This window comes from Bacillus cereus group sp. BfR-BA-01381 (assembly GCF_022663555.1).
Classification (GTDB): Bacteria; Bacillota; Bacilli; order Bacillales; family Bacillaceae_G; genus Bacillus_A; species Bacillus_A pacificus.
The window spans coordinates 1-25,391 of record NZ_JAKUFR010000073.1; the positions used below are offsets into that span (position 1 = coordinate 1).

A 25,391-nucleotide genomic window follows, 5' to 3' on the forward strand; every position below is an offset into this window, starting at 1 on the left:
CCCCGCCGGTCCTTGAGATCCGGTAGCGCCCGTAGCGCCCGTGTTACCTTGAGGCCCCTGAGGTCCAGTAGCGCCGGTAGCCCCCGCCGGTCCTTGAGATCCGGTAGCGCCAGTAGCGCCTGTGTTACCCCGAGGTCCGGTAGCGCCCGTAGCCCCTGCTGGCCCAGTAGGTCCAGTAGGTCCTTGAATGAATGAAGCAGAATTAACTAGAGCGGTTTGTAATGCTGCGATTAATTTAATAAGCTCTTGAAGTGTGCAAGGGTCAATTCGGAATAGTTTTGTAATGGATAGTAAATAATTAATTAGATTTTGAAGCTCGATAAATACAGCGCTTGCTACGAAAGTTGGGTTTTTTAATATAGTTATTAAGTTTTTAATAATAGCTAACCCTTGTGCTTTCAGGGAGGAAGTAGCATCTAGTGAACAAATAAATTTACTTAGTAGGTTCAATGTATCAATTAGATCTTCAATATTTTGGGGAGATGGATTTGCGAAAAGTTTTGGGATTATTTTTGTTAAATCGATAATGATTGCGCGGAATGTTCTAAGTTGTGCCTTAGTAACTGGGATTGATGGAGTATTTGGAATTCGTCCAGCGCTACTTGGAAAGCATGGTTTGGAGAATTTGTTCTGACTGTCGTTATAATGAGACATTAAATCTCTCCTTTCTCATGAGGATATGAACGAAACTCATCATAGTAGATGCAAAAATTAGTTAAATGGTCATAGTAAAATCGTTTGTTTGAAGAAAAAATAGAAAAAACGCCTTATGATAAGGCGTTTTTTCTATTTTCTGCGTATTGATAATATCGTTTTAGTGAAATCTTTGATTTGAAGCCAGCTAGCTTTATGATTTCCGATTCCGGAGTTTCTTTTTTTATTAAGTTTAAAATATAGGTATTACGAAAGTGTTGCCCGGAGATACCTTTGCGTAAATTAGCTCTAGACACTTCAAGGCGAATCATTTTTTGGATAGCGATTTCTGTTAATCCCTTTGGTGCATCATTTTCGTATACCCATCTGTATGTTCCGCGATTAAAATCGAATGCGACAAATAATGGATCATTACTATGATATTTTGGACGAACGGGTTCAGGGATACTTTTGTAATAAGTATATAGTTGTTTTTTGTCTTCGCTAGTTAATGTAATTGTTCTTTCTACTCCTGCGGTTGCAGGTATAGATAACGTGTTAGTTTCAAAGTGGACTTGATGCATAGTTAATGCTGTAAGTTCCTGTAAGGATAATCCATAGTCAATTAATAAATTTAAAATAGCGATATTACGATCCATCAATAAAGGGCGTACAGGACGTTGTTTTTCTGAAAGTCCTTCTAATGAAGTGACTATATGTTTTAATCTTTTTTCTTCATCAGATGAAATGAAATCTTCATTGCGGAGTGTGCGGTCTGGTTGAATAGACATTTCCATGTTCTTTAATGGGTTAGGAATATTTAGAAAGTGATGCATTCTATTTAATACAATGAATACACGGTGCATCGTTTTCTCTGAGTAATGTCGATTCTTTTTTAAGTCGGAAAAGTAATCTTCGTAGTCTTTTGTACAAAGTGTAGCCCATATATTACTGGAAGGGAGCTTTTTGTTTTTTTCTAACCAATGTCCGAAATCTTCAATGTCATAAACATAACGTTTAATGGTTGAAGGTTTTCGGCCTTTATTCAATAAAAAAATAGAAAAGGCTTGTATTGTATCATGGAATTCCGTTGTCTCCATAGTCCCACCACCTTCATTATTTCTTTTATTATAGCAAACTTTTCTGAAAATAGTCATTTGCAAAGGAGACAAGAATAATAATATTTGGTGAGTGGATAAAATGAGGTGATTGTATGGAACAATCGATGCGAAAGAAAAATAATAATCAAATTAACATTGTGTTAAATCATCGAAAGAAAATTTCTTTACCGGCTGCAGAAAATAAAACAGTAATTTCAAGTGAAACTACTACGAAACATGAGATGCTGCAAAGAATTGAAGAAGAGATGGGAAAACTCGTTGGGATGGATGATATAAAAAAGATAATAAAAGAAATATATGCTTGGATTTATGTGAATAAAAAAAGACAAGAAATAGGATTGAAGTCTGAGAAACAAGTACTTCATATGTTATTTAAAGGGAATCCAGGTACAGGGAAGACAACTGTTGCTAGAATGATAGGGAAATTATTATTTGAGATGAATATTCTATCAAAAGGGCACTTAGTTGAAGCTGAACGTGCGGATCTTGTAGGAGAGTACATCGGTCATACAGCTCAAAAAACAAGAGATTTAATAAAAAAAGCAATGGGAGGAATTTTGTTTATTGATGAGGCGTATTCATTAGCCCGAGGGGGAGAAAAAGATTTTGGAAAAGAAGCAATTGATACGCTCGTAAAACATATGGAAGATAAACAACACGGTTTTGTATTGATTTTAGCTGGATATTCAAGAGAGATGAATCACTTTCTTTCATTGAATCCAGGACTGCAATCTCGTTTTCCATTTATAATTGAGTTTGCGGACTACTCAGTAAATCAGTTGTTAGAAATAGGGAAGAGGATGTATGAAGAACGTGAATATCAGTTATCGAAAGAGGCTGAATGGAAATTTAGAGATCATTTACATGCTGTAAAGTACTCATCGCAAATTACATCCTTTAGTAATGGACGATATGTCCGGAATATTGTTGAAAAATCGATTCGTACACAAGCTATGCGGTTGTTACAAGAGGATGCATATGATAAATATGATTTGATTGGAATATCAAGCAGTGATTTGATGCTTGAAGAGGAGACGCACAGTACGTAAACTGTGCGTCTGTTTTTCTGTATAAGTGCTTCTATTACTTTTTTGCTTTTTCTTGATAAGATTTATGGAATCGTTCCATTTTAGCACTTTTTTCGTGTGCGGAATTAGGGTCGTGTCCAATTTGACCTACTGAGCTTTTTTGAGCCCCTTTATTCACATGGTTTGTCATTTGTATTCACCTCGCTTTGAGGATTAGTATAAACATTCTGTAAAGAAAAACTCATTAGAAAAGAAAAACCCCTTTACGATTCGTAAAGAGGTTGGATTGCTATTTATGCATTGAACGTTCGTTTGTGTCGATCCGTCTATGCGGTAAATGCCATTTGTAATGAATAGAAACCATGCGGAAGCAAACAATTAAAATGAATAAGGTGTATAGAGCCCAATCGCTAACAATAATTTGAGCGCCAATTAAGAAACCTGCCAGAATCGTCCAAAAAGCATATACATCAGCTCGAAGAACGAGAGGTTTTCTACGGGCTAAAAGATCGCGGATAATACCGCCTCCAATGCCAGTTAAAACGGCTGCTACGATTGTAGCACTAATTGGTAAATTTAATTTTTGAGCGTATAATGCCCCTTGTACGGCAAATGCTGATAAGCCGATAGCATCAGTGATGTTTTCCCACTTTTTCCAGTGTCTAATTAATTTATTTGGAAAAAGAAAAATAATCGTCATTGATAAAAGTGCGATTTGGAATAACATGTCTTGTTGCCAAAACGCGACAATCGGATAACCGATTAATAAATTACGAAGGGCACCTCCCCCAAATGCGGTTGCCATTCCTAAAATATACACCCCGAAAATATCATAATCCTCTTCCATTGCAACAATAGCCCCGCTTAATGCGAAAGCAATTGTGCCTATGATGCTAAAAATCTCCCATGCCATGAATTTTCTCCCCCGCTAACTAGATGAAATGTGCTTCCTCTGCTATTATATTAGAAGGTTTAAATTTCGAAAAGGATGAGTGAACATATTTGATGGAAGAAAAAGAGAAAGTCATATTAGTGGGCTGTCAATTGCCGCAAGATGATGATGAAAAATTTATGCATTCCATGAAAGAACTTGCATCATTAGCGAAAACTGCACGAGCAGAATTGTTAGTGTCTACAACGCAAAAACGACCGAAGTTTCATCCGGCGACTTATATAGGTAAAGGTAAATTAGAAGAGCTTACAATGTTAACTGAAGAATTAGAACCGGATGTTATCGTATTTAATAACGAATTAACACCGAGTCAAATTCGGAATTTATCCTCAGTATTAGATGCGAGGGTAATTGATCGAACGCAACTCATATTAGATATTTTTGCGCAACGTGCGAAGTCGAGAGAAGGGAAGCTTCAAGTTGAATTAGCTCAGTTGCAATATACAATGCCACGTCTTATGGGGCAAGGATTGTCTTTATCACGTCTTGGTGGTGGTATTGGAACGAGAGGGCCGGGTGAAACAAAACTTGAGACGGATCGTCGTCATATCCGATCACGGATTGATGAAATAAAGAAACAACTTGCAGTTGTTGTAGAACATCGGAAAAGATATCGTGAGAGAAGAAAAGATAATAAGGTATTTCAAGTTTCGTTAATAGGATATACAAATGCAGGGAAATCTACGTTGTTTAATAGATTAACGGAAGCCGATACATTTGAAGAGAACTTGTTGTTTGCAACGCTAGACCCGACAACAAGGAAGATGCCGTTACCTTCTGGTTATACAGTATTACTAACTGATACGGTTGGTTTTATACAAGATTTACCTACATCATTAATTGCTGCATTCCGCTCGACATTAGAAGAAGCTGGTGAAGCGGATGTTATTTTACATGTTGTGGATTCTGCAGATCCGAATTATGTAGGGCATGAGAAAACAGTAAAACAATTATTGTCAGAACTCGAAATCAATCATATTCCTATTATTACGTTATATAATAAAAAAGATGAATTACATCAAAACTTTATTCCGTTTCCGAAAAGTGACTTCTTAATGACTAGTGCTTTTGAAGAAAATGATCTATTACATATAAAAGAAGCGATAGAAACGAAAATGAAGAAAGAAATGAATCGTTATCAAGTGGAAATTCCTCCGAGTGAAGGTAAGTTATTAACTCTATTAAAGACAGAGACGCTATTAACAAAAATGGAGTTTTTGGAAGATAAATTTGTATATGATTGCGCGGGGTATATTTTTGCTCATTCATCGCTTAATGTACAATTAAAGAGATTTTTAGTGGAAGAAGGAGAAAATAAAAATGTTTGATCGTTTGAAAAATGGAGAAAAAATTGCTCCAATCGTAAAAGAAGTAGAGAGTCAAATTACAGAAGTACATAAACGTGCGGATGAAGTAATTGAAAGTAATCAGTTTCGTGTGTTAGAAAGTTTCCGTAAACATAAAATTAGTGATTCACATTTTATTCCGACGACAGGTTACGGTTATGATGATATTGGTCGTGATACGTTAGAAAAAGTGTATGCCGATGTATTTGGAGCGGAAGCTGGTCTTGTTCGTCCGCAAATCATTTCAGGTACTCACGCAATTTCAACAGCGCTATTCGGTATTTTACGTCCAGGAGATGAGTTGTTGTACATCACGGGTAAGCCGTATGATACATTAGAAGAAATTGTTGGTGTACGTGGAAAAGGTGTAGGATCATTCAAAGAATATAATATTGGTTATAATGCAGTTCCGCTTACTGAAGAGGGGCTAGTTGATTTTAGAGCTGTTGCAGCTGCCATTCATAGTAATACGAAGATGATTGGAATTCAGCGTTCAAAAGGTTATGCTACTCGTCCGTCGTTTACTATTTCTCAAATTAAAGAGATGATAGCGTTTGTGAAGGAAATTAAATCGGATGTTGTCGTGTTTGTAGATAACTGTTATGGCGAGTTTATTGAAGAGCAAGAGCCATGTCATGTTGGTGCAGATTTAATGGCAGGTTCGCTTATTAAAAACCCGGGTGGGGGAATTGTTAAAACTGGTGGTTACATTGTCGGTAAAGAACAGTATGTTGAAGCGTGTGCATATCGTTTAACATCTCCAGGAATCGGTGCGGAAGCAGGGGCATCTTTATACAGTCTGCAAGAAATGTATCAAGGTTTCTTCTTAGCGCCGCATGTAGCAGGACAAGCGCTAAAAGGTGCGATTTTTACAGCTGCATTTTTAGAAAAGTTAGGAATGAATACATCACCAGCGTGGAATGCACCAAGAACGGATTTAATTCAATCTGTTCAATTTGATGACAAAGATCGCATGATTGCATTCTGCCAAGCAATTCAATATGCATCTCCGATTAACTCTCATTTCACTCCATATGCCAACTATATGCCGGGGTATGAAGATGATGTAATTATGGCTGCGGGAACGTTTATTCAAGGTGCAAGTATTGAATTGTCGGCTGATGGTCCAATTCGTCCGCCTTATGTTGCTTACGTACAAGGTGGGCTAACTTATTCGCATGTGAAGATTGCGATTTGTTCTGCAATTGATGCATTAATTGAAAAAGAATTATTAACAATTTCTTAAAGGGAAGCTGTCAATTTTGACAGCTTTTTTTCGTGTGAAAGTAATGATTTATTTCATTAGAAAAAAGAATGAAAAAATTTATAAAAAATCATGTAAGAAAATCTAACATCTATTGACATCAAACATAACATAGTATAAAATGAGAAGCAGTTAAGGCGAAGGAGGAACTGAAGCAATGAAAGAAGATAGACGTTCTGCCCCGCTGTTTCCTATTGGTATTGTTATGGATTTAACACAATTGTCTGCACGTCAAATTCGCTACTATGAAGAGCATAATCTTGTTTCTCCAACCCGTACAAAGGGGAATCGTAGATTATTCTCATTTAACGATGTAGATAAGTTGTTAGAGATTAAAGATTTATTAGATCAAGGCTTGAATATGGCTGGTATTAAACAAGTGTTACTAATGAAAGAAAATCAAACAGAAGCAGTGAAAGTAAAAGAAGAAACGAAAGAAATTTCAAAAACTGAGCTTCGCAAAATACTTCGAGATGAACTACAACATACAGGTAGATTTAATCGAACTTCATTGCGACAAGGTGATATTTCAAGATTTTTTCACTAAAGAGAACTGATTCTGAAGGTGTTTAGAGGGACTAAGGAGGAATTTATAATGGCTAGGTACACAAAAGAAGATATTTTCCGTTTGGCGAAAGAAGAGAATGTAAAGTATATCCGTTTACAATTTACGGACCTTTTAGGGGTAATTAAAAACGTAGAAATTCCAGTGAGCCAATTAACAAAAGCTCTTGATAACAAAATGATGTTTGATGGATCTTCTATTGAAGGTTTCGTACGTATTGAAGAATCTGATATGTACTTATATCCAGACTTAGATACTTGGGTGATTTTCCCTTGGACAGCTGAAAAAGGTAAAGTAGCTCGATTAATCTGTGATATTTACAATGCAGATGGCACTCCATTTGAAGGGGATCCACGTAACAATTTAAAACGTGTATTAAAAGAAATGGAAGCTTTAGGATTCTCAGATTTCAATCTTGGACCAGAGCCAGAATTCTTCCTGTTCAAAGTAGATGAAAAAGGAAATCCAACATTAGAATTAAACGATAACGGTGGATACTTCGACCTTGCGCCGATGGATCTAGGGGAAAACTGTCGTCGTGATATCGTTCTTGAACTTGAAGAAATGGGCTTTGAAATTGAAGCGTCTCACCATGAAGTTGCTCCAGGGCAGCACGAAATTGACTTCAAATATGCAAATGCAATTCGTTCATGTGATGACATTCAAACATTTAAACTTGTTGTAAAAACAATTGCTCGTAAACACGGTTTACACGCAACATTTATGCCAAAACCATTATACGGTGTGAACGGTTCAGGTATGCACTGTAACTTATCACTATTCAAAAATGGTGAGAACGTATTCTATGATCAAAACGGTGACTTACAATTAAGTGATGACGCTCGTCACTTCATCGCAGGTATTTTAAAACACGCACCAGCATTTACAGCGGTAGCAAACCCAACTGTAAACTCTTACAAGCGCTTAGTACCTGGATACGAAGCTCCTTGTTACGTAGCGTGGTCTGCACAAAACCGTAGTCCATTAGTACGTATCCCTGCATCTCGTGGTATTAGCACACGCGTAGAAGTACGTAGTGTTGACCCAGCTGCAAACCCATATTTAGTAATGGCAACATTATTAGCAGCAGGTCTTGATGGAATTAAAAACAAATTAACTCCACCAGCTGCAGTAGATCGTAATATCTACGTAATGACAAAAGAAGAGCGCGAAGAAGCAGGTATCGTTGATTTACCGGCAACATTAGCGCAAGCTTTAGTTACATTACAATCTAATGAAGTAATTAGTAACGCATTAGGAGATCACTTACTTGAGCACTTCATCGAAGCGAAGGAAATTGAGTGGGATATTTTCCGTACGCAAGTTCACCAATGGGAACGCGATCAATATATGTCTCTATACTAAGAGGTGAGGAAGCCCTGATACTACGGTATCAGGGCTTTTTTATTTGTCGGCAATATAGGTGTTAGTTGAAATGAATTGAATAGATGCCTGAAAAAAATATGACGGTATTTGAATTTCTATTCCATATCTTTAATGTAACGTGGTGAAATTCGAATTGCTTTGTGTTCCAAAAGGGTGGATAAGTAAAAGTAACATGCGTAATATCTATGGGTATAAAAAATTGTATGATATGTTGTGTTCGGTATTGGATATGTTTAACACTGAAGTTCGAGTGTTTAAAAATATAGTACCTTGCAATAAATAGTACTAAGTGGTATATTATGGATAAGGAAGGTACCGTGTATTGAACAGTACTGAAATGAGAAAGGGGGATTGCACTTGAACGTTCAGTTTAAAAAAGGTGTGTTAGAACTGTGTGTACTGGCACTTGTGAAACGTAAGGATTGTTACGGTTATGAACTTGTTCAGCAAATCTCAAATAAATTTTTAATATCGGAAGGGTCAGTATATCCTTTATTACGCCGTTTAACGAAGGAAGGATATTTTCAAACGTATTTAAAAGAATCTACGGAAGGACCACCTCGCAAATATTATCAAATAACTGAGCAAGGGGAAACGCAACTGAATTTGTTAGTAACAGAGTGGCGTGATTTTGCGAAAGGTGTACAAGAAATTATTGAAGGGGTGGAATGGGATGAGTAAAGAACAGTTTCTTAAGGAATTATCAAGTCACCTTAGAAAGTTACCGGACGAAGAGAGAAAAGATATTTTATTTGATTATGAAGAGCATTTTCAGATTGGGATAGAAGAGGGGAAAACTGAATCGGAAATAATAAAGGGTCTTGGTTCTCCGAAAGTAATTGCAAAAGAATTGCTTGCGATGTATCGTTTCGATGAAATGAAAAAAGATCCATCAACTTCAAATGTGACAAGAGCTGTCATGGCGGCGATTGGACTTAGTTTGTTTAATTTCATTATTGTGTTAGGCCCGTTATTTGCAATTATTGCTTTTATATTTTCTTTTTGGGTCGGTGGGATTGCTAGTGTAGTGACACCATTTTTCGTAATTGGAAAAGTATTTATGGGCACTTTTATATGGTTAGATTTATTCGTTAGTATAACTTTTGTTGGAGTAGGTTTGTTGTTATGTATAATCGCTTATTATAGTACGAAGTGGTTTAAAAGGCTTTGTGTACGTTATGTAATATGGAACTTCAAAATGATAAAAGGGGAGTAGATGATGAAAAAAATATTGTTAGCAGCAATCGCTTGTATCATTATTGGAGTAATTGGGATTTCACAAACATATGAAAAAGCAGTGCAAGCTGCAGAAGAAGGAAACAAAGAAGATAAAATTAAAAATGAAACACTAAAAAATATAGAAGTTAAGTTAGATGTCGGGGATATTGTTGTCCAAAAATCTCCTGACGCTTCTTTTTATGTAAAGCAATCAGGAGATGCGCGTAAACAAGAGATTCGTATTACTGAAGATGGTGACACATTAAAAATCATTGGTGAAAGAGAAAAAGATGCTTCATTTGATTTTTCTTTTTACGATTTTAGGTTTCAAACGTCTACATTGACTCTCCTTGTGCCTGAACGCTCTTACCAAGATGTAAAAGTAAATTCATCTGCTGGACAAATTGAAATAAGTGATGTGAAAAGTGACCGTGTAAGTGCTAGAACACTTACTGGAGAAGTGGATTTGAAACATGTAACGGCTAAGAATGTGGAGGGATCTACAAAAGCTGGTGAAGTAAACTTTAAAAAAGTAATAGGGAAAGTGACTGCAAAAACGACCAGTGGGGAAATAAATATTCTAGATCATGATTCTATGTATAATCTAGAAGCAAGTTCAACTGCGGGAGATATAAATATTACTTTATCGGAAAAACCAAAAGATGCGGTAATTACTGGGCAAAGTGCTGCCGGGGATGTAACAATTTTTAATGAAGAAAATAAAGACGTAACGATTGGTAATGGGAGTAAAAAGATTAGCGGTAAAACAGCTGCGGGCGATGTGACGATTGAAACGCGTTCATAAGAAATAGAATGTATGAAAATCTATCAAAATACAAAAAAGAAGATAATTACCGTATATAAATAAGGTAATTATCTTCTTTTATATTCTTAATGTAAATCACGATATACGCCAATTACTTTACCGATAACTGACACTTGCTTTAAAATGATAGGTTCTAATGAAGAGTTTTCCGGTTGTAGACGGAAATGGTCTTTTTCTTTATAGAAACGTTTAACAGTTGCTTCATTATCTTCTGTTAAAGCGACTACAATTTCACCATTATATGCAGACTGTTGTTGGCGAACAACAACTAAATCTCCATCGAAAATACCAGCTTCAATCATACTATCTCCAGAAATACGTAACATAAACACTTGATCTGCTCCTGCGACAATGCTAGCTGGAAGAGGGAAGTGTTCCTCAACGCTTTCGACTGCTGTAATTGGTAATCCAGCAGTAACTTTCCCGACAATTGGAACTTGAATAACAGATTGTGTTTCTGTATCCATTCGGTCTTCACCTAAAATTTCAATTGCACGTGGTTTTGTTGGATCGCGTCGAATGTACCCTTTTTCTTCTAATCTTGATAAATGTCCGTGCACTGTAGAACTAGAAGCGAGGCCGACTGCTTGACCAATTTCACGTACGGAAGGTGGATATCCTTTTTCTTGTACTTTTAGCTTAATAAAGTCGAGAATGTCTTGCTGGCGTTTCGTTAACTTTTCCATGTTTTCTAACACCTCGTTTTCTTTCATTTTTCTTATTAATAAGTATAACATGTGAAAAAACATTCTACAAACATAAGTTCGAACAAAAGGCGAATTTATGTTACACTAAAGGGAAATTATAGTGAGAAAGAGGGGTTCATAATGAATGCAATTATTTATGCGCGTGTGAGTACAACAAAAGAAGCACAAGAAACATCATTATTACGTCAAAAAGATGAATTATTGCATTTAGCGGAGCGCTATCAAATGAATGTTAATAAAGTAATTGAGGAACAGGCTAGTGGCTATACAATTGAACGTGACGGCATATTAGAAGTGCTAGATACAATTCGAGACGAACAAATTGATGTGCTACTTATACAAGATGAAACGCGCCTTGGTAGGGGAAATGCAAAGATTGCGTTAATGCACTGTTTACATAAAGAAGGAATAAAAGTATATACGCATACACATAATGGTGAATTGCAATTGTCGGATTCTGATTCAATGGTATTAGATATTATTGGTATTGTTGAAGAGTATCAAAGAAAGATTCATAATTTAAAAATTAAACGTGGTATGCAACGAGCAGTAGAAAAAGGCTATCGTCCAGAAAATAATTTAAAGAATCGTCATTTAAGTGTAGGACGAGAGAAGAAAGAAGTGCCAATTGAGGAAATTGTACGTTTGCGTAAAAGTGAACTTACTTTTGAAGAAATTGCAGCAACACTACGTGGCTTTGGTCATAATGTTTCAAAAGCGACGGTACATCGTAGATATGTAGAGTATACAAAGCAATTGCTTGATAAAGAAGAGTAACTATTGTATGATAATAATCAGTTTTGATTAGAAGGGGGATTCGAGATGCTTAGTCACGAACTCGTTGAACGCATTAACTTCTTAGCGAAAAAAGCAAAAGCTGAAGGTTTAACTGAAGAAGAACAACGTGAGCGTCAATCGCTACGTGAACAATATTTAAAAGGATTTCGTCAAAATATGTTAAACGAACTAAAAGGAATTAAAGTCGTTAACGAACAAGGTACTGATGTTACACCGGCGAAATTAAAAGCTTTAAAAAAGCAAGATAATGCAAAATTAAACTAAAAGATGGGCGAAGCCCATCTTTTTTATTTATTATAATCGTTAGTAATAACTTTCCAGTTGTTATTAACTGTTGCTTCTATCTGTTTATGTTTTAATATATAGTTAGCGATAAGTTCAGACATATCTGTTGGTATGTCTTTTATTACGGGCTTATTTTGAAACATAAAGAAGTTCCCTCCGCCGCTTGCGCGATAATTATTCATCACGACGTCATATTCTTCGTTCATATTAAGAGGAATGCCTTTATGTTGTAAAGATTCTACTCTTTCGCCAATTGGTTTTGAAATGTTTAATACGTACGAAATTCCTTCCCACATATCGTAATTATAGTGTTGCGGCTTTGGTTCTATAAAGGTAGGGTTTACGATGATAGATCTATCTTCTTTTAATGTGAAATAAGAAGCAGAGAGTTCGAGAGCATCTTTTATATCTGAGCCAGTTATTCTAATTACTTTTAATGTATTTGGATAAATATAATTAGAAACGATGTCACGCATTGTTACATGTTCCGGGAAACCTGGAGATGTATTATGGAATAGGCTTGTACAAGAAATGGAAACATTAGCAATATCCATCTGTATTTTATTTATGAATTCAATAAAAGGATGGTCTTTCAAACGAGTTTGCATAGTATCTGAAATTTGCATGTCACCGTGGATGGTTCCAATAGGTTGATCAAGCCATTTTTGTGTTTTCTCTTCATAATCGGCTACCAAGTAAAGAACATCTGGATCTGCCTCGATTTCTTGCACAGCCAATAGTTCTGAATAACTCTCTTTTTTTACCCACTCTTGTTTCATTTTTTCAAATGTTATAGTTACTTTTCCAACTGAATGTCCATTACATCCAGTCTGTAAAATTGTTACATCATTACCCACTGTTTGAGTAATTTTTCGGTGCTGATGGCCTGTTAATAAAATATCTATGCCCTCAATTTCATGACACATTGCATACCCTTGGTTTTCACCTGTTAAAACTTCAGTCGGTTCTCCAGTTTGTAAATCGCGTTCAAATCCCCCATGATACGCTACGACTAGTAAATCTGGTTTCTCGTGTTCGCGAATGTAAGAAACCCAATTTTTTGTTGTTTCTAACGCATCTTCAAATTGTAAGTCTTTAATGTGATGGGGTTGTTCCCAATTTGGAATGTAATGCGTTGTCATCCCTAAAATAGCAATTTTTATATTTGATTCAATCTGTTTTATTATATATGGTTTTCCGAAATAAGATTCTTTGCTGTTTTTATCTAAAATATTTGCTGATAAATACGGGAAGTTGGCAGTAGAAATAGCATGATTTAATACGTCCAGTCCATAATTAAATTCATGATTCCCAATCACTGCAGCGTCATAACGTAAATAGTTTGCTATTAATGACATTGGGTTTTTCTTATCTTTTTCATATGTAGCGTAATGATAAGTAAAGGGTGTTCCTTGTATGAAGTCACCATTATCAATTAATAGGACGTTTCTATTTTCGGAACGTTCTTTTTTTATAAGAGTAGAAATTTTAGCTAAACCAATTTCAGCTTTGGAGTTATCTTGATAGTGAATTGGATAAACAGTACCATGTATATCACTTGTTAATAAGATGTTTAAAGTTACGATTTGATTTTGATTCAATATCATTCACCTTTTCTATTGTTATCTACCAATTAAGCATATCAAATATAGGAAGAGAATTTTAATGTGAGTGTATAGAATGTGTAAAGATTCTGTAAATAAACAATTATTCGTGAAATTGTGTGATATATTTCTTCATGTTTACGGAAGGTTATTTTATAACAACAAAAATGGAGGCATTAATATGTTGAAAAAAGTTTTTACAATGAGTACAACAGTTGTACTAGCAGCGGGTTTATTAAGTGGCTGTGGAACAAAGGAATCAAGCGCAAGTAAAAATGAAGATACGAAAAAAGGGTATGTACCAAAGACTTTAAATGTTCAATTTGTTCCTTCTCAAAATGCAGATACGTTAGAGGCGAAGGCAAAACCACTTGAGAAGCTATTAAGTGATAAGTTGAATATTCCAGTAAAAGTTAGTATTTCGACGAATTACAATACAATTGTAGAAGCGATGGCATCTAAGCAAGTAGATGTAGGTTTTTTACCTCCAACAGCGTATGTGCTAGCACATGAGAAAAAGGCTGCAAACGTAATTTTACAAGCACAACGTTTTGGAGTAGATGATGAAACTGGAGCTCCTACAAAGGATTTAGTAGACTTTTATAAGTCTGAATTTGTTGTTAAGAAAGATTCAAATATTAATAGTGTAAAAGATTTAAAAGGTAAAAAAATTGGTTATCAAGATGTAACGTCATCAGCGGGGTATGTGTGGCCTGCGGCTGTACTATTAAAAGAGGGCGTTGATCCGTTAAAAGATGTGAAACCTGTTACATTAAAAGGTCACGATCAGTCGCTTATTGCTCTTTTAAATGGTGATGTAGACGCAGCTGTTGTATTCCAAGATGCTCGTAATATTGTAAAAAAAGATTATCCGAATATATTCGATCAAACGAAAATAGTGAAATTTACGGAGAAAATTCCAAACGATACGATTTCGGTACGTTCTGATTTAGATGAAGAGTGGAGCAAAAAATTACAGGATGCTTTCATTGAAATTGGAAAGAATGAGGAAGGTCACAAAATCATTAAAGAAGTATATTCACATGAAGGATATGTTAAATCTGATGATAGTAAATTTGATATCGTTCGTGACTATGGGAAGAAAGTAAAAACGCAATAATACATATGGAAATGGCAGCTAGCTGGAAAGGTATGTTTGTAGTTAGTTTGCCGTTTTGAATTCATAGAAGGTAGGTAAGATGTGTGATAGAGTTTCGAAATGTTTCCAAAGTGTATCCAAATGGTACAAAAGGATTGAATCATATAAACTTGAAAATTCAAAAAGGTGAATTTGTTGTAATGGTAGGGCTGTCCGGAGCTGGAAAGTCTACACTTTTAAGATCGGTAAATCGTCTTCATGAGATTACAGAAGGCGAAATCATGATTGAAGGTGAGTCAATTACTGCTGCAAAAGGAAAAGGATTACGCCGTATGCGCCGGGATATTGGTATGATTTTTCAAAGTTTTAATCTTGTAAAGCGATCAACGGTATTAAAGAACGTATTAGCTGGCCGTGTCGGGTATCATTCGACATTACGTACAACGTTAGGCCTATTTCCGAAAGAAGATTTGGAGCTTGCCTTTCAATCGTTAAAAAGGGTAAATATTTTAGAAAAAGCATATGCGCGGGCTGATGAATTATCAGGAGGACAACAACAACGTGTATCAATTGCTAGAGCGTTGGCGCAAGAAGCAAAAATCATATTAGCAGATGAACCTGTTGCATCGTTAGATCCGCTAACAACAAAGCAAGTATTAGATGATTTGAAAAAAATTAATGAAGATTTTGGAATTACAACAATTGTAAACTTACATTCTATCGATTTAGCTAGGCAATATGCGACACGCATTATTGGATTACATGCAGGCGAAATTGTTTTTGATGGCCTAGTAGAAGAGGCAACGGATGAAAAATTTGCTGAAATTTATGGTGATGTAGCGCAGAAAAGTGAATTGTTAGAGGTGGCAGTTAAATGAATGACGTGACGATTTATTCGAAATCGATACCGAAGCCGCCGAGTAAGTTAAAACATATGTTAACGTTAATCCTAGTCATTTTACTGTTGTGGGGAAGTAGTATACAGGTCGACGCATCATTTTCAAAACTAGTAGTTGGTTTTCCTAATATGGTGGATTTGTTAAAAGAGATGGTGCCGCCAGATTGGAGTTATTTTCAAGTTATTACAACAGCAATGTTAGATACAATACGTATGGCGATTATCGGGACGACTTTAGGAGCAATTTTAGCTATTCCACTGGCACTGTTTGCGGCAAGCAATGTGTTTACTAGTGCATTTTTGTACAGTCCAGCTCGATTGATTTTAAATTTTATCCGAACGATACCAGATCTATTATTAGCGGCAATTTTCGTAGCTATTTTTGGAATAGGACCACTTCCAGGCATTTTAGCTCTGACGTTTTTCTCAATTGGGCTCGTGGCGAAATTGTTGTATGAGTCAATTGAATCGATTGATCCAGGTCCATTAGAAGCGATGACAGCAGTAGGAGCAAATAAGGTGCAATGGATTGTTTATGGGGTAATTCCGCAAGTGAAAGCGCATTTTGTCTCCTATGTTCTTTATACATTTGAGGTAAACGTACGTGCAGCAGCTGTTTTAGGTTTAGTAGGAGCTGGCGGTATCGGATTATATTATGATCGTACACTTGGATTTTTACAATATGAACAAACTGCATCTATTATTATCTATACTCTTGTTGTTGTATTGTTAATTGATTATGTAAGTACATTGTTGCGGGAGAAATTATAATGAGTAAAACGACGTTAATCGTACCAAAACCAAAGAAACCGAGTATGTATCGCTGGATTATTTTCATAGCACTTACATTTGTTTATGTATGGGCTTTTTCAGGAGTACCGCTAGAGGGAATCAAAGATACGGCGGGAGAAATTACAAAAGCAATTATGACAGGTGTATTGAATCCAGATTGGTCGTATGTATCTTTGCCAGATGGTGAAGATTTATTACATGGTTTAATTGATACGTTGGCAATTGCGATATTAGGTACATTTATTTCTGCCTTTTTATCTGTTCCATGCGCTTTTTGGGCGGCGACGAATATGAGTAGTGGAAAATTAACTTCGGGAACTGGGAAGTTTGTACTTAGTTTTGTCCGTACATTTCCTGAATTAGTTATGGCTCTTTTGTTTATAAAAGCTGTTGGACCAGGTTCTTTTGCCGGCGTTCTAGCTTTAGGGTTACACTCTATTGGAATGTTAGGGAAATTATATTCAGAAGGAATTGAAAATATAGATAAAGGACCGACGGAAGCGTTAATAGCAACAGGTGCGAATCGTTTTCAAATACTTTGGTATGCAGTATTGCCACAAGTATTACCAGATTTTCTATCGTATACGTTATACAGGTTCGAAATTAATGTACGATCCGCTGCCATTTTAGGTGTTATTGGAGCAGGGGGAATTGGCACACCTCTAATTTTTGCACTGAGTTCACGCAATTGGTCTCGTGTAGGAATTATTTTATTAGGCATCATTTTAATGGTTATTATCATTGATTTTATTTCAAGTTCGATTCGGAAACGGATTGTTTAACTGATTTGAAAAGCATCGAATTTAGATGCTTTTTTGTATTTTTAAAGGTGGGCTAAAAAAGTTAGTATAGAAGGATTTTTTATATCTGTATAAATATACAGATAATTCCCTTTCTTTTTAAAATAAAAATAATGAAAAAGTATGTCATATTGAATACCCATACATTCCCGGAAACATTGATTTTTTTATAAAAAATCAAAAAAACATCAACATATTTGTCGATACATGTTGTATAATCTTGCGTGGGAAGCTATCATATAAATGTATAAAACGTTTACTAATATAAGCGAAGGGAAGAATAGCATGTCACATTCAATCGAACAACTTTCTATCAACACGATTCGCACATTATCCATCGATGCGATTGAAAAAGCAAACTCTGGTCACCCAGGAATGCCAATGGGTGCAGCACCAATGGCTTATACATTATGGACTCAATTTATGAAACACAATCCAAATAACCCAACGTGGTTTAACCGTGATCGTTTCGTATTATCTGCAGGTCATGGTTCAATGTTATTATACAGCCTACTTCACCTATCTGGTTATGATGTAACAATGGATGACTTAAAGAACTTCCGTCAATGGGGAAGCAAAACTCCAGGACATCCTGAGTACGGTCATACACCTGGTGTAGATGCAACTACTGGTCCACTTGGACAAGGTATTTCAACTGCTGTAGGTATGGCAATGGCTGAAAGACATTTAGCTGCTAAATATAACCGTGATGCGTATAATGTAGTAGATCATTATACATACGCTATTTGTGGTGATGGAGATTTAATGGAAGGCGTTTCTGCTGAAGCATCTTCATTAGCTGCTCATTTACAATTAGGTCGCCTTGTTGTGCTTTACGATTCAAACGATATTTCATTAGATGGCGATTTAAATCGTTCATTCTCTGAAAGTGTAGAAGATCGTTACAAAGCATACGGATGGCAAGTAATCCGTGTTGAGGATGGAAACGATATTGAAGCTATCGCAAAAGCAATCGAAGAAGCGAAAGCTGACGAAAAACGCCCAACGCTAATTGAAGTAAGAACGACAATTGGTTTCGGTTCTCCAAACAAATCAGGAAAATCAGCTTCACATGGTTCTCCACTAGGTGTAGAAGAAACAAAATTAACGAAAGAAGCATATGCTTGGACTGCTGAGCAAGACTTCCACGTAGCAGAAGAAGTATACGACAACTTCCGTAAAACAGTACAAGATGTTGGTGAAACTGCGCAAGCAGAGTGGAACACTATGCTAGGTGAATATGCACAAGCATACCCAGAATTAGCAAACGAATTCCAAGCAGCAATGAACGGTCAACTTCCAGAAGGTTGGGAGCAAAACTTACCAACTTATGAATTAGGATCAAAAGCAGCAACTCGTAATTCTTCTGGTGCTGTAATTAATGCAATTGCAGAATCTGTACCATCATTCTTCGGTGGATCAGCTGACCTTGCTGGTTCTAACAAAACATACATGAATAACGAAAAAGACTTTACAAGAGATGATTACAGCGGTAAGAACATTTGGTACGGTGTACGTGAGTTCGCAATGGGTGCAGCAATGAACGGTATTGCACTACATGGTGGTTTAAAAACTTACGGTGGTACGTTCTTCGTATTCTCTGACTACTTACGTCCAGCAATTCGTCTTGCAGCATTAATGCAATTGCCTGTAACGTATGTATTCACACACGACAGTATCGCTGTTGGTGAAGATGGTCCAACACATGAACCAATCGAGCAATTAGCGGCGCTACGTGCAATGCCAAATGTATCTGTTATTCGTCCAGCTGACGGTAACGAGTCTGTTGCGGCTTGGAGATTAGCTCTAGAATCTACAAACAAACCAACTGCTTTAGTATTAACTCGTCAAGATCTTCCAACATTAGAAGGTGCAAAAGACGATACGTATGAAAAAGTAGCAAAAGGTGCATATGTAGTTTCTGCAAGCAAGAAAGAAACAGCTGATGTAATCTTACTTGCAACTGGATCAGAAGTAAGTCTAGCTGTTGAGGCTCAAAAAGCATTAGCAGTAGACGGTGTTGACGCATCTGTTGTCAGCATGCCATCTATGGATCGCTTTGAAGCTCAAACTGCTGAGTACAAAGAATCTGTATTACCAAAAGCAGTAACAAAACGTTTCGCAATCGAAATGGGTGCTACATTCGGATGGCACCGTTACGTAGGTCTTGAAGGAGATGTGTTAGGTATCGATACATTCGGTGCTTCTGCTCCTGGTGAGAAGATTATGGAAGAGTATGGATTTACTGTAGAGAACGTTGTTCGTAAAGTAAAAGAAATGCTTTAATGATTTTAGAAAAATCTCTCCGGCATGGAGAGGTTTTTCTATGTAAATGAGTTTTTTCGACAGAAAAAGTTTTTTCTCTCTCCGCAGTCAGACAATCATTGCAAAATTTCTTCTATATAATGAAGAGAAAAGGTTGTCCAGATTGGGAGGCGAAAGATGAAAACGTATGAATTGTATTTAATTCAAGAGGATATTGCGAAAGCTTACTTTGGTCGTGAATATTTGTTTTTTGATTTATTTGCTCGATTTTCAGAATCTGGGTCCCTTTCGGAGAAAAAAGTGCTATATAAACAAATGATGTATATAACGATGCCATTACAAGTAATGAAAATTCATCATAAATTAGAACAAGCTTTGCGCGTTCTTGGTAAATATGATCGAACACATCATACACATACACTTTATACAGGGGCAGAATATGGCGAAATAATGGTGAAACCACACTATATTCGCATGAATACCTCTGGAAATGTTTCTATGGAAACGACTTTCTTTGAGGTGCTTCGGAAGTGTGAATTAACATTTTTAGCTATGGATTATGAAAATACAAAGTACGGATGGCTGAATCCTCTAAAACAAGTACGAACATATGTGTAAAAAATGTCGAATTGTATCTTGTCTTATTGAAAAGGTTTTAGTACACTGTAAGGTAGACAACATGAAGGAGGAAAATATATGCCAATTTGGTTAGGTATTCTAGTGGGCGTAGTAGCACTAGTAGCAGGCGTGGCGTTAGGATTTTTCATTGCCCGCAAATACATGATGAATTACTTACAAAAAAATCCACCAATTAACGAACAAATGTTAAAAATGATGATGATGCAAATGGGACAAAAACCTTCCCAAAAGAAAATCAATCAAATGATGAGCGCGATGAACAAGCAACAAATGAAATAAGCGCTAAAAGACACTCGCTAAGAGTGTCTTTTCTTTTTGATATAGACAGAGTTTAAAACTTTTAAAAATTCTGTATTTTTGGTAAACTGAAAACATCGCTCATTTTAAGGGAGGGGGAAAAATATGAAAGTGTTTATGAGTTTAGCGTGGTTTTTTAAACAAGAAAAACGAGCGTACATAACCGGAATTATTTTATTATTTGGCGTTGCACTTTTAGAACTTGTAGCACCAAAAGTGATTGGGATTGTTGTAGATGAAATTAACGATGGAACATTAACGACTGATAAGTTACTAAAATGGGTTGTACTCTTAGTACTCGTAGGTATTACGATGTACATATTACGTTACGTGTGGCGTATTATGATTTTTGGGTCTTCATTAAAGTTAGCTCGCCAATTACGGAAAAATTTGTATGAACATTTTACAAAGATGAGTCCATCTTTCTATCAGTCAAATCGAACAGGTGATTTAATGGCGCACGCGACCAATGATATTCAAGCAATTCAGCAAACGGCTGGGGCGGGTGTTTTAACACTTGTTGATTCATTGGCTGTTGGGGGATGTGTACTCGTAGCGATGGGTTTTACAATTAGTTGGAAGTTAACATTGTTAAGCTTAATTCCAATGCCGATTGTAGCAATATCGACAAATTATTACGGCACTTTATTACATAAAAGGTTTCATAAAGCACAGCAATCGTTTTCGGAAATCAATGATAAAGTGCAAGAGAGTATGAGTGGAATGAAGGTAATTCGATCGCTTGGACAAGAAAAAGAAGATTTACAAGCGTTCCGAAAAAAATCAGAAGATGTCGTACATAAAAATATGTTAGTTGCACGTATTGATTCGTTATTTGATCCAACAATCGCTCTTATCGTAGGTTTTTCTTTTTTAATTGCAGTATGTTACGGATCGGTATTAGTTGTAAGAGGTGAATTAACAGTAGGTGATCTCGTTACATTTACGACATATTTAGGTACCCTCGTTTGGCCAATGTTAGCGTTTGGATGGTTATTCAATATTATGGAGCGTGGGCGTGCTTCATATGACCGTGTAGAAAAAATTCTTTCACAAAAATCAGATGTAGTAAATAGCGAAAATGCTGTACATACAATAGCGAGCGGTAATGTTTCGTTTGCCGTTGATTCATTTTCGTATAAGAAAAATGAATTGTTACATTTAAACGATATTCACTTTGATTTGAAGAAGGGCGAAACGCTAGGAGTTGTAGGACGTACAGGCGCAGGGAAAACGACTTTATTAAAATGTTTAATCCGTGAGTATGATCACTTTAATGGTGAATTAAAAATTGGGGAGCGAGATATTCGAGATATAACACTTCATGGTGTCCGTTCTGCCATTTCATACGTGCCGCAAGATCATTTTTTGTTTTCAGCAAGTATTGGTGAGAATATTGCCTTTGGAAAGGCGGATGCTACGTATAATGAAATTACCCAAGCTGCAGAGATTGCTTGTATTCATAATGACATCCTCCAATTTTCAGAAGGATATGAAACAGTAGTAGGAGAAAGAGGCGTTTCATTATCTGGTGGTCAAAAGCAGCGAATCTCTATTGCTCGTGCTTTATTAACAAATGCTGAAATTTTAATTTTGGATGATTGTTTATCAGCAGTAGATGCAAAAACAGAAGAAACAATTTTAAATGCTTTAAAGAGGGAAAGAGCAGGGAAAACGACAATTATTACTGCCCATCGTTTAAGTGCAATTCAGCATGCCAATCTCATTCTTGTTGTGGATGAGGGCAGAATTGTGCAACGAGGTACACATGAACAACTAATGAAGGAACATGGTTGGTATAAAGAAATGTATGAGAGCCAGCAGTTAGAAGCATTAGTCGAGAAAGGAGGCGTATGATGGCTGCGAAAAAACAGAGCGATTTAAGAAGATTATTGTCTTATATGAAGCCATATAAAGGACTATTAGCATTAGCATTTTTATTTCTAGTTGGTGCAACTATAACAGAAATGATGGGTCCGTTTTTAATTAAACAATTTCTTGATGAACACTTAGTACCACGTAACTTTGATCAATCAGCACTTGTTACTCTATTTGTATTGTATATTGTTGCTCACTTATTAAAAGTATTATTTACTTATTTAGACTTGTTATATTTTCAAAATATCGCTTTTAAAATTGTTCAAGATATGCGTGTTGAAGTATATGAGCATGTTCAAAAGTTGTCATTAAGTTTCTTTGATCGTACGCCGATTGGTACGCTCGTATCGCGCATAACGAATGATACAGAAGCAATTAAAGATTTTTATGTCAGTGTATTATCAACATTTGTTAAAAATATCGTATTTTTAGTAGGGATTTTAGTAGCGATGTTTTTATTAAATGTAAAATTAGCGCTATTTTCTCTCGTATTAATTCCGATTATGTTTGCGATTATGGTGCTATACCGCCGGAAAAGTGCAGCTTTTTATTTAGAAGTCCGTAATCAATTAAGTGTGTTAAATGCAAAGTTAAACGAGTCCATTCAAGGGATGAATATTGTTCAAGTGTTCAGACAAGAAAAGCGCATGAGAAAAGAGTTTGAAGAAGTGAATAATAAACATTATAGTGCAGGGCGACGTACATTAAAGTTAGATGCATTGCTTTTACGTCCAGCAACGGATTTAGTTCATATTGTAGCTATTGCGTTAGTACTTGGTTTATTTGGAATTGATGCTTTGAAGAGTCCTGTTGAAGTAGGCGTTTTATATGCGTTTGTTAACTATATACATCGTTTCTTCCAGCCTGTAAATGAGATGATGATGAAATTATCATTTTTCCAACAGGCACTGGTTTCATCATCACGTGTATTTCATTTAATGGATGAGAAAGATTTAGCGCCAGTTCAAAAAGGGGATGGAAATCCTCAAGTTATTAATGGAGATATTGAATTTAAAAATGTTACTTTTTCGTATGATGGAAAACGTAATGTTTTAAAAAATGTATCTTTTCACGTGAAACAAGGGCAAACGGTTGCTTTCGTTGGGCACACTGGTAGCGGAAAGAGTACCATTATGAATTTATTACTGAGATTCTATAATATTAAGTCCGGAAATATTGTAATAGATGGTGTAGAGTTAGATAAATTTGAAGAACAAGAAATTAGAAAGAAAATAGGACTTGTATTGCAAGATGCATTTTTATTTGCGGGAAATGTAAAACAAAATATTCGCATGTATAATGAAGAAATTACGGATGAAGAAGTAAAAGAAGCAGCACAATTTGTGCAAGCGAATACGTTTATTGAAAAGTTACCAGAGCAGTATGAAACGGAAGTAGTAGAAAGAGGAGCTGCATTTTCTAGTGGTCAACGACAATTAATTGCTTTTGCTAGAACGATAGCAACGAATCCGAAAGTGTTAGTATTGGATGAAGCAACAGCAAATATTGATACAGAAACTGAAGATGCAATCCAAACAGCGTTACAGCAAATGCGAAAAGGACGGACGACGATAGCAATTGCACACAGATTATCTACCATACAAGATGCAGATCAAATTTTTGTTATGCATGATGGAGAGATAGTAGAAAGAGGGACACATCAAGAATTACTGAGTGAACAAGGGTTGTATTATAATATGTATTTACTACAAAATAAAGGAAGTTTACAAAAGGCCTTGTAATTACAAGGCTTTTTTACTTTGTTTATAAAATATGTTTGCTCTTTATGTCTATAGTATAAACGTCGTCACCCTTTAATAAAGTTGTACATATTGTATGTATACGAAATGAAAAAATTGATAGGAGCTTTTATATGCAAGATAGATCTAGTTCAAATATTACGTTTATTGATGTGTCCCATTGGGAAGGGAATATTGATTGGAATGCAGTGAAGGGATCCGGTATTTCAGCGGCGTATGCAAAAGCGACAGAAGGTGTAAATTACATTGATCCTACTTTTACTAAGAATGTACAAGCAGCACGAAATGCGAATGTATTAATTGGTGCATACCATTTTGCACGCCCAGAACAAAATGATGCAATTTCAGAGGCGAAATATTTTGTGAGTATATTACAAAGTAACCACACAGACTTAATGCCAGTTCTGGATTTAGAATCACCAACAGATCCGAGCAACAGTAATTTAACTGGTAACGCTATATCGAATTGGGCAAGAAGCTTCATAAATTATGTGAAACAGGCTACTGGAAAAGATGTAATGTTATATACAGGAGTTTGGTATATTAATGAGTTCGGAATTAGCGGATTAAGTGATATTCCGCTTTGGATTGCTAGATACTCGAGTACACCGCCTGCTGATGCTGGTGGATGGACAGAGTGGACAGCATGGCAATACACAGATTCTGGACAAATTTCAGGCGTAGGAAATTGTGATGTATCAGCTGCAGTTTCATTAGAAGCTTTACAAGGGAATGGAGCAAGTGGTGGAGGTAATGTTTCCCCGCTTAATAGTGCAACTCCAGTGTACGGAGTTGCTATAATTAATGGAGATAATGTGAATTTGAGAAGTGGACCATCTTTACAGTCTAGTGTAATTCGCCAATTGAATCGTGGCGAAGCATATGAAGTTTGGGGAGAACAGGGTGGTTGGCTTTGTTTAGGGACAAATCAGTGGGTATATAATGATTCGAGTTATATTCAGTATAAAAATTATGTGGCGACTATTACTGGTGATAATGTAAATCTACGTGATGCTCCATCATTAAATGGAAATGTTATAAGACAATTATATCATGGTGAATCGTATCGAGTATGGAGTAAGCAAGATGGATGGCTTTGCTTAGGGACAAATCAATGGATATACTACGATTCAAGTTATATTCAGTATGGTGTACAATAGAGTGGAAATAAAAGGTATCTCTTCAGAGGTACCTTTTATTAAAAATATACAACTTTTACAAAGTCTATAT

26 protein-coding genes are annotated in these 25,391 nt (G+C 36.1%); 20 read left to right on the forward strand and 6 right to left on the reverse strand.

Annotated features, from left to right (window positions below; translation table 11 throughout):
* Positions 1–654 (reverse strand): collagen-like repeat preface domain-containing protein (locus MR079_RS21200; RefSeq protein ID WP_242294569.1); only part of this gene is annotated, 654 nt, incomplete at its 3' end.
* A 113-nt stretch (positions 655–767) separates the two neighbouring features.
* Positions 768–1,733 (reverse strand): tyrosine-type recombinase/integrase, encoded by a 966-nt coding sequence (locus MR079_RS21205; RefSeq protein WP_139866377.1) that lies wholly within the window; start codon positions 1,731–1,733, stop codon positions 768–770.
* A gap of 113 nt (positions 1,734–1,846) precedes the next feature.
* Between MR079_RS21205 and spoVK the strand changes: the two genes are divergently transcribed.
* On the forward strand, positions 1,847–2,803 hold the full coding sequence (spoVK, locus tag MR079_RS21210; RefSeq protein WP_000438184.1) for a stage V sporulation protein K: 957 nt from the start codon (positions 1,847–1,849) through the stop codon (positions 2,801–2,803).
* Positions 2,804–2,837: 34 nt separating this feature from the next.
* Here the strand turns inward: spoVK and MR079_RS29240 are convergent, their stop codons facing one another.
* A complete protein-coding gene (locus tag MR079_RS29240) occupies positions 2,838–2,972 on the reverse strand; it encodes a hypothetical protein (protein ID WP_000181496.1) in 135 nt (44 codons plus the stop codon).
* Positions 2,973–3,071: 99 nt separating this feature from the next.
* Complete coding sequence (locus MR079_RS21215) at positions 3,072–3,695, reverse strand: trimeric intracellular cation channel family protein (RefSeq protein WP_000312265.1); 624 nt, start codon at positions 3,693–3,695, stop codon at positions 3,072–3,074.
* A 92-nt stretch (positions 3,696–3,787) separates the two neighbouring features.
* On the opposite strand from MR079_RS21215, the gene hflX reads away from it, so the two are divergent.
* The 7 genes from hflX (at position 3,788) to MR079_RS21250 (ending at position 10,318) form a co-directional block, all read left to right on the forward strand.
* Complete coding sequence (gene hflX / locus MR079_RS21220) at positions 3,788–5,062, forward strand: GTPase HflX (RefSeq protein ID WP_242294574.1); 1,275 nt, start codon at positions 3,788–3,790, stop codon at positions 5,060–5,062.
* The gene (locus MR079_RS21225) at positions 5,055–6,326 is read left to right on the forward strand and encodes a methionine gamma-lyase family protein (RefSeq protein ID WP_000460299.1); all 1,272 of its coding nucleotides are present in this window, start codon (positions 5,055–5,057) and stop codon (positions 6,324–6,326) included. The genes hflX and MR079_RS21225 overlap by 8 nt, the downstream gene beginning before the upstream one ends.
* Before the next feature lie 175 nt (positions 6,327–6,501).
* A complete protein-coding gene (gene glnR, locus MR079_RS21230) occupies positions 6,502–6,891 on the forward strand; it encodes a transcriptional repressor GlnR (RefSeq protein ID WP_000656783.1) in 390 nt (129 codons plus the stop codon).
* 48 nt (positions 6,892–6,939) lie between these two features.
* Positions 6,940–8,274: a type I glutamate--ammonia ligase gene (glnA, locus tag MR079_RS21235; RefSeq protein ID WP_000135330.1), complete on the forward strand. Its 1,335-nt coding sequence runs from the start codon at positions 6,940–6,942 to the stop codon at positions 8,272–8,274.
* 378 nt (positions 8,275–8,652) lie between these two features.
* Positions 8,653–8,976 (forward strand): PadR family transcriptional regulator, encoded by a 324-nt coding sequence (locus MR079_RS21240; protein ID WP_139866376.1) that lies wholly within the window; start codon positions 8,653–8,655, stop codon positions 8,974–8,976.
* Entirely contained in the window at positions 8,969–9,511 is a 543-nt protein-coding gene (locus tag MR079_RS21245; protein WP_139866375.1) for a DUF1700 domain-containing protein, read from the forward strand. The genes MR079_RS21240 and MR079_RS21245 overlap by 8 nt, the downstream gene beginning before the upstream one ends.
* Entirely contained in the window at positions 9,512–10,318 is an 807-nt protein-coding gene (locus tag MR079_RS21250; RefSeq protein ID WP_242294570.1) for a DUF4097 family beta strand repeat-containing protein, read from the forward strand.
* Positions 10,319–10,404: 86 nt separating this feature from the next.
* On the opposite strand, the gene lexA is transcribed toward MR079_RS21250, so the two are convergent.
* The gene (gene lexA / locus MR079_RS21255) at positions 10,405–11,025 is read right to left on the reverse strand and encodes a transcriptional repressor LexA (RefSeq protein WP_000413738.1); all 621 of its coding nucleotides are present in this window, start codon (positions 11,023–11,025) and stop codon (positions 10,405–10,407) included.
* 141 nt (positions 11,026–11,166) lie between these two features.
* On the opposite strand from lexA, the gene MR079_RS21260 reads away from it, so the two are divergent.
* Both MR079_RS21260 and MR079_RS21265 read left to right on the forward strand, forming a co-directional pair.
* Positions 11,167–11,823, forward strand: a complete 657-nt coding sequence (locus tag MR079_RS21260) for a YneB family resolvase-like protein (protein WP_000991467.1) — start codon at positions 11,167–11,169, stop codon at positions 11,821–11,823.
* A 45-nt stretch (positions 11,824–11,868) separates the two neighbouring features.
* Positions 11,869–12,108, forward strand: coding sequence for a DUF896 domain-containing protein (locus MR079_RS21265; RefSeq protein ID WP_000948565.1), 240 nt, complete (start codon positions 11,869–11,871; stop codon positions 12,106–12,108).
* A gap of 23 nt (positions 12,109–12,131) precedes the next feature.
* On the opposite strand, the gene MR079_RS21270 is transcribed toward MR079_RS21265, so the two are convergent.
* On the reverse strand, positions 12,132–13,730 hold the full coding sequence (locus tag MR079_RS21270; RefSeq protein ID WP_242294571.1) for a bifunctional metallophosphatase/5'-nucleotidase: 1,599 nt from the start codon (positions 13,728–13,730) through the stop codon (positions 12,132–12,134).
* A gap of 184 nt (positions 13,731–13,914) precedes the next feature.
* On the opposite strand from MR079_RS21270, the gene MR079_RS21275 reads away from it, so the two are divergent.
* The 10 genes from MR079_RS21275 to MR079_RS21320 all read left to right on the forward strand — a co-directional run bounded on the left by MR079_RS21275 (position 13,915) and on the right by MR079_RS21320 (position 25,321).
* Entirely contained in the window at positions 13,915–14,853 is a 939-nt protein-coding gene (locus tag MR079_RS21275) for a phosphate/phosphite/phosphonate ABC transporter substrate-binding protein (RefSeq protein ID WP_139866372.1), read from the forward strand.
* Positions 14,854–14,936: 83 nt separating this feature from the next.
* Positions 14,937–15,710 (forward strand): phosphonate ABC transporter ATP-binding protein, encoded by a 774-nt coding sequence (gene phnC, locus MR079_RS21280; protein ID WP_139866371.1) that lies wholly within the window; start codon positions 14,937–14,939, stop codon positions 15,708–15,710.
* The gene (phnE, locus tag MR079_RS21285; protein WP_139866370.1) at positions 15,707–16,501 is read left to right on the forward strand and encodes a phosphonate ABC transporter, permease protein PhnE; all 795 of its coding nucleotides are present in this window, start codon (positions 15,707–15,709) and stop codon (positions 16,499–16,501) included. Before phnC ends, phnE (MR079_RS21285) begins: the two co-directional genes overlap by 4 nt.
* Positions 16,501–17,304 carry a phosphonate ABC transporter, permease protein PhnE gene (gene phnE, locus MR079_RS21290; protein ID WP_139866369.1) on the forward strand — a complete coding sequence of 268 codons (804 nt, stop codon included), beginning with the start codon at positions 16,501–16,503 and terminating at the stop codon, positions 17,302–17,304. Before phnE (MR079_RS21285) ends, phnE (MR079_RS21290) begins: the two co-directional genes overlap by 1 nt.
* Positions 17,305–17,607: 303 nt before the next feature.
* Positions 17,608–19,608, forward strand: coding sequence for a transketolase (gene tkt / locus MR079_RS21295; protein ID WP_000019785.1), 2,001 nt, complete (start codon positions 17,608–17,610; stop codon positions 19,606–19,608).
* 156 nt (positions 19,609–19,764) lie between these two features.
* Positions 19,765–20,205 (forward strand): sporulation inhibitor of replication protein SirA, encoded by a 441-nt coding sequence (gene sirA, locus MR079_RS21300; protein ID WP_000860645.1) that lies wholly within the window; start codon positions 19,765–19,767, stop codon positions 20,203–20,205.
* A 78-nt stretch (positions 20,206–20,283) separates the two neighbouring features.
* A complete protein-coding gene (locus tag MR079_RS21305) occupies positions 20,284–20,505 on the forward strand; it encodes a YneF family protein (protein ID WP_001123317.1) in 222 nt (73 codons plus the stop codon).
* A gap of 123 nt (positions 20,506–20,628) precedes the next feature.
* Positions 20,629–22,380, forward strand: coding sequence for an ABC transporter transmembrane domain-containing protein (locus MR079_RS21310; RefSeq protein WP_087994735.1), 1,752 nt, complete (start codon positions 20,629–20,631; stop codon positions 22,378–22,380).
* The gene (locus MR079_RS21315; RefSeq protein ID WP_242294572.1) at positions 22,380–24,143 is read left to right on the forward strand and encodes an ABC transporter ATP-binding protein; all 1,764 of its coding nucleotides are present in this window, start codon (positions 22,380–22,382) and stop codon (positions 24,141–24,143) included. The genes MR079_RS21310 and MR079_RS21315 overlap by 1 nt, the downstream gene beginning before the upstream one ends.
* A 131-nt stretch (positions 24,144–24,274) precedes the next feature.
* A complete protein-coding gene (locus tag MR079_RS21320) occupies positions 24,275–25,321 on the forward strand; it encodes a GH25 family lysozyme (protein WP_242294573.1) in 1,047 nt (348 codons plus the stop codon).
* Positions 25,322–25,391: the final 70 nt, after the last annotated feature.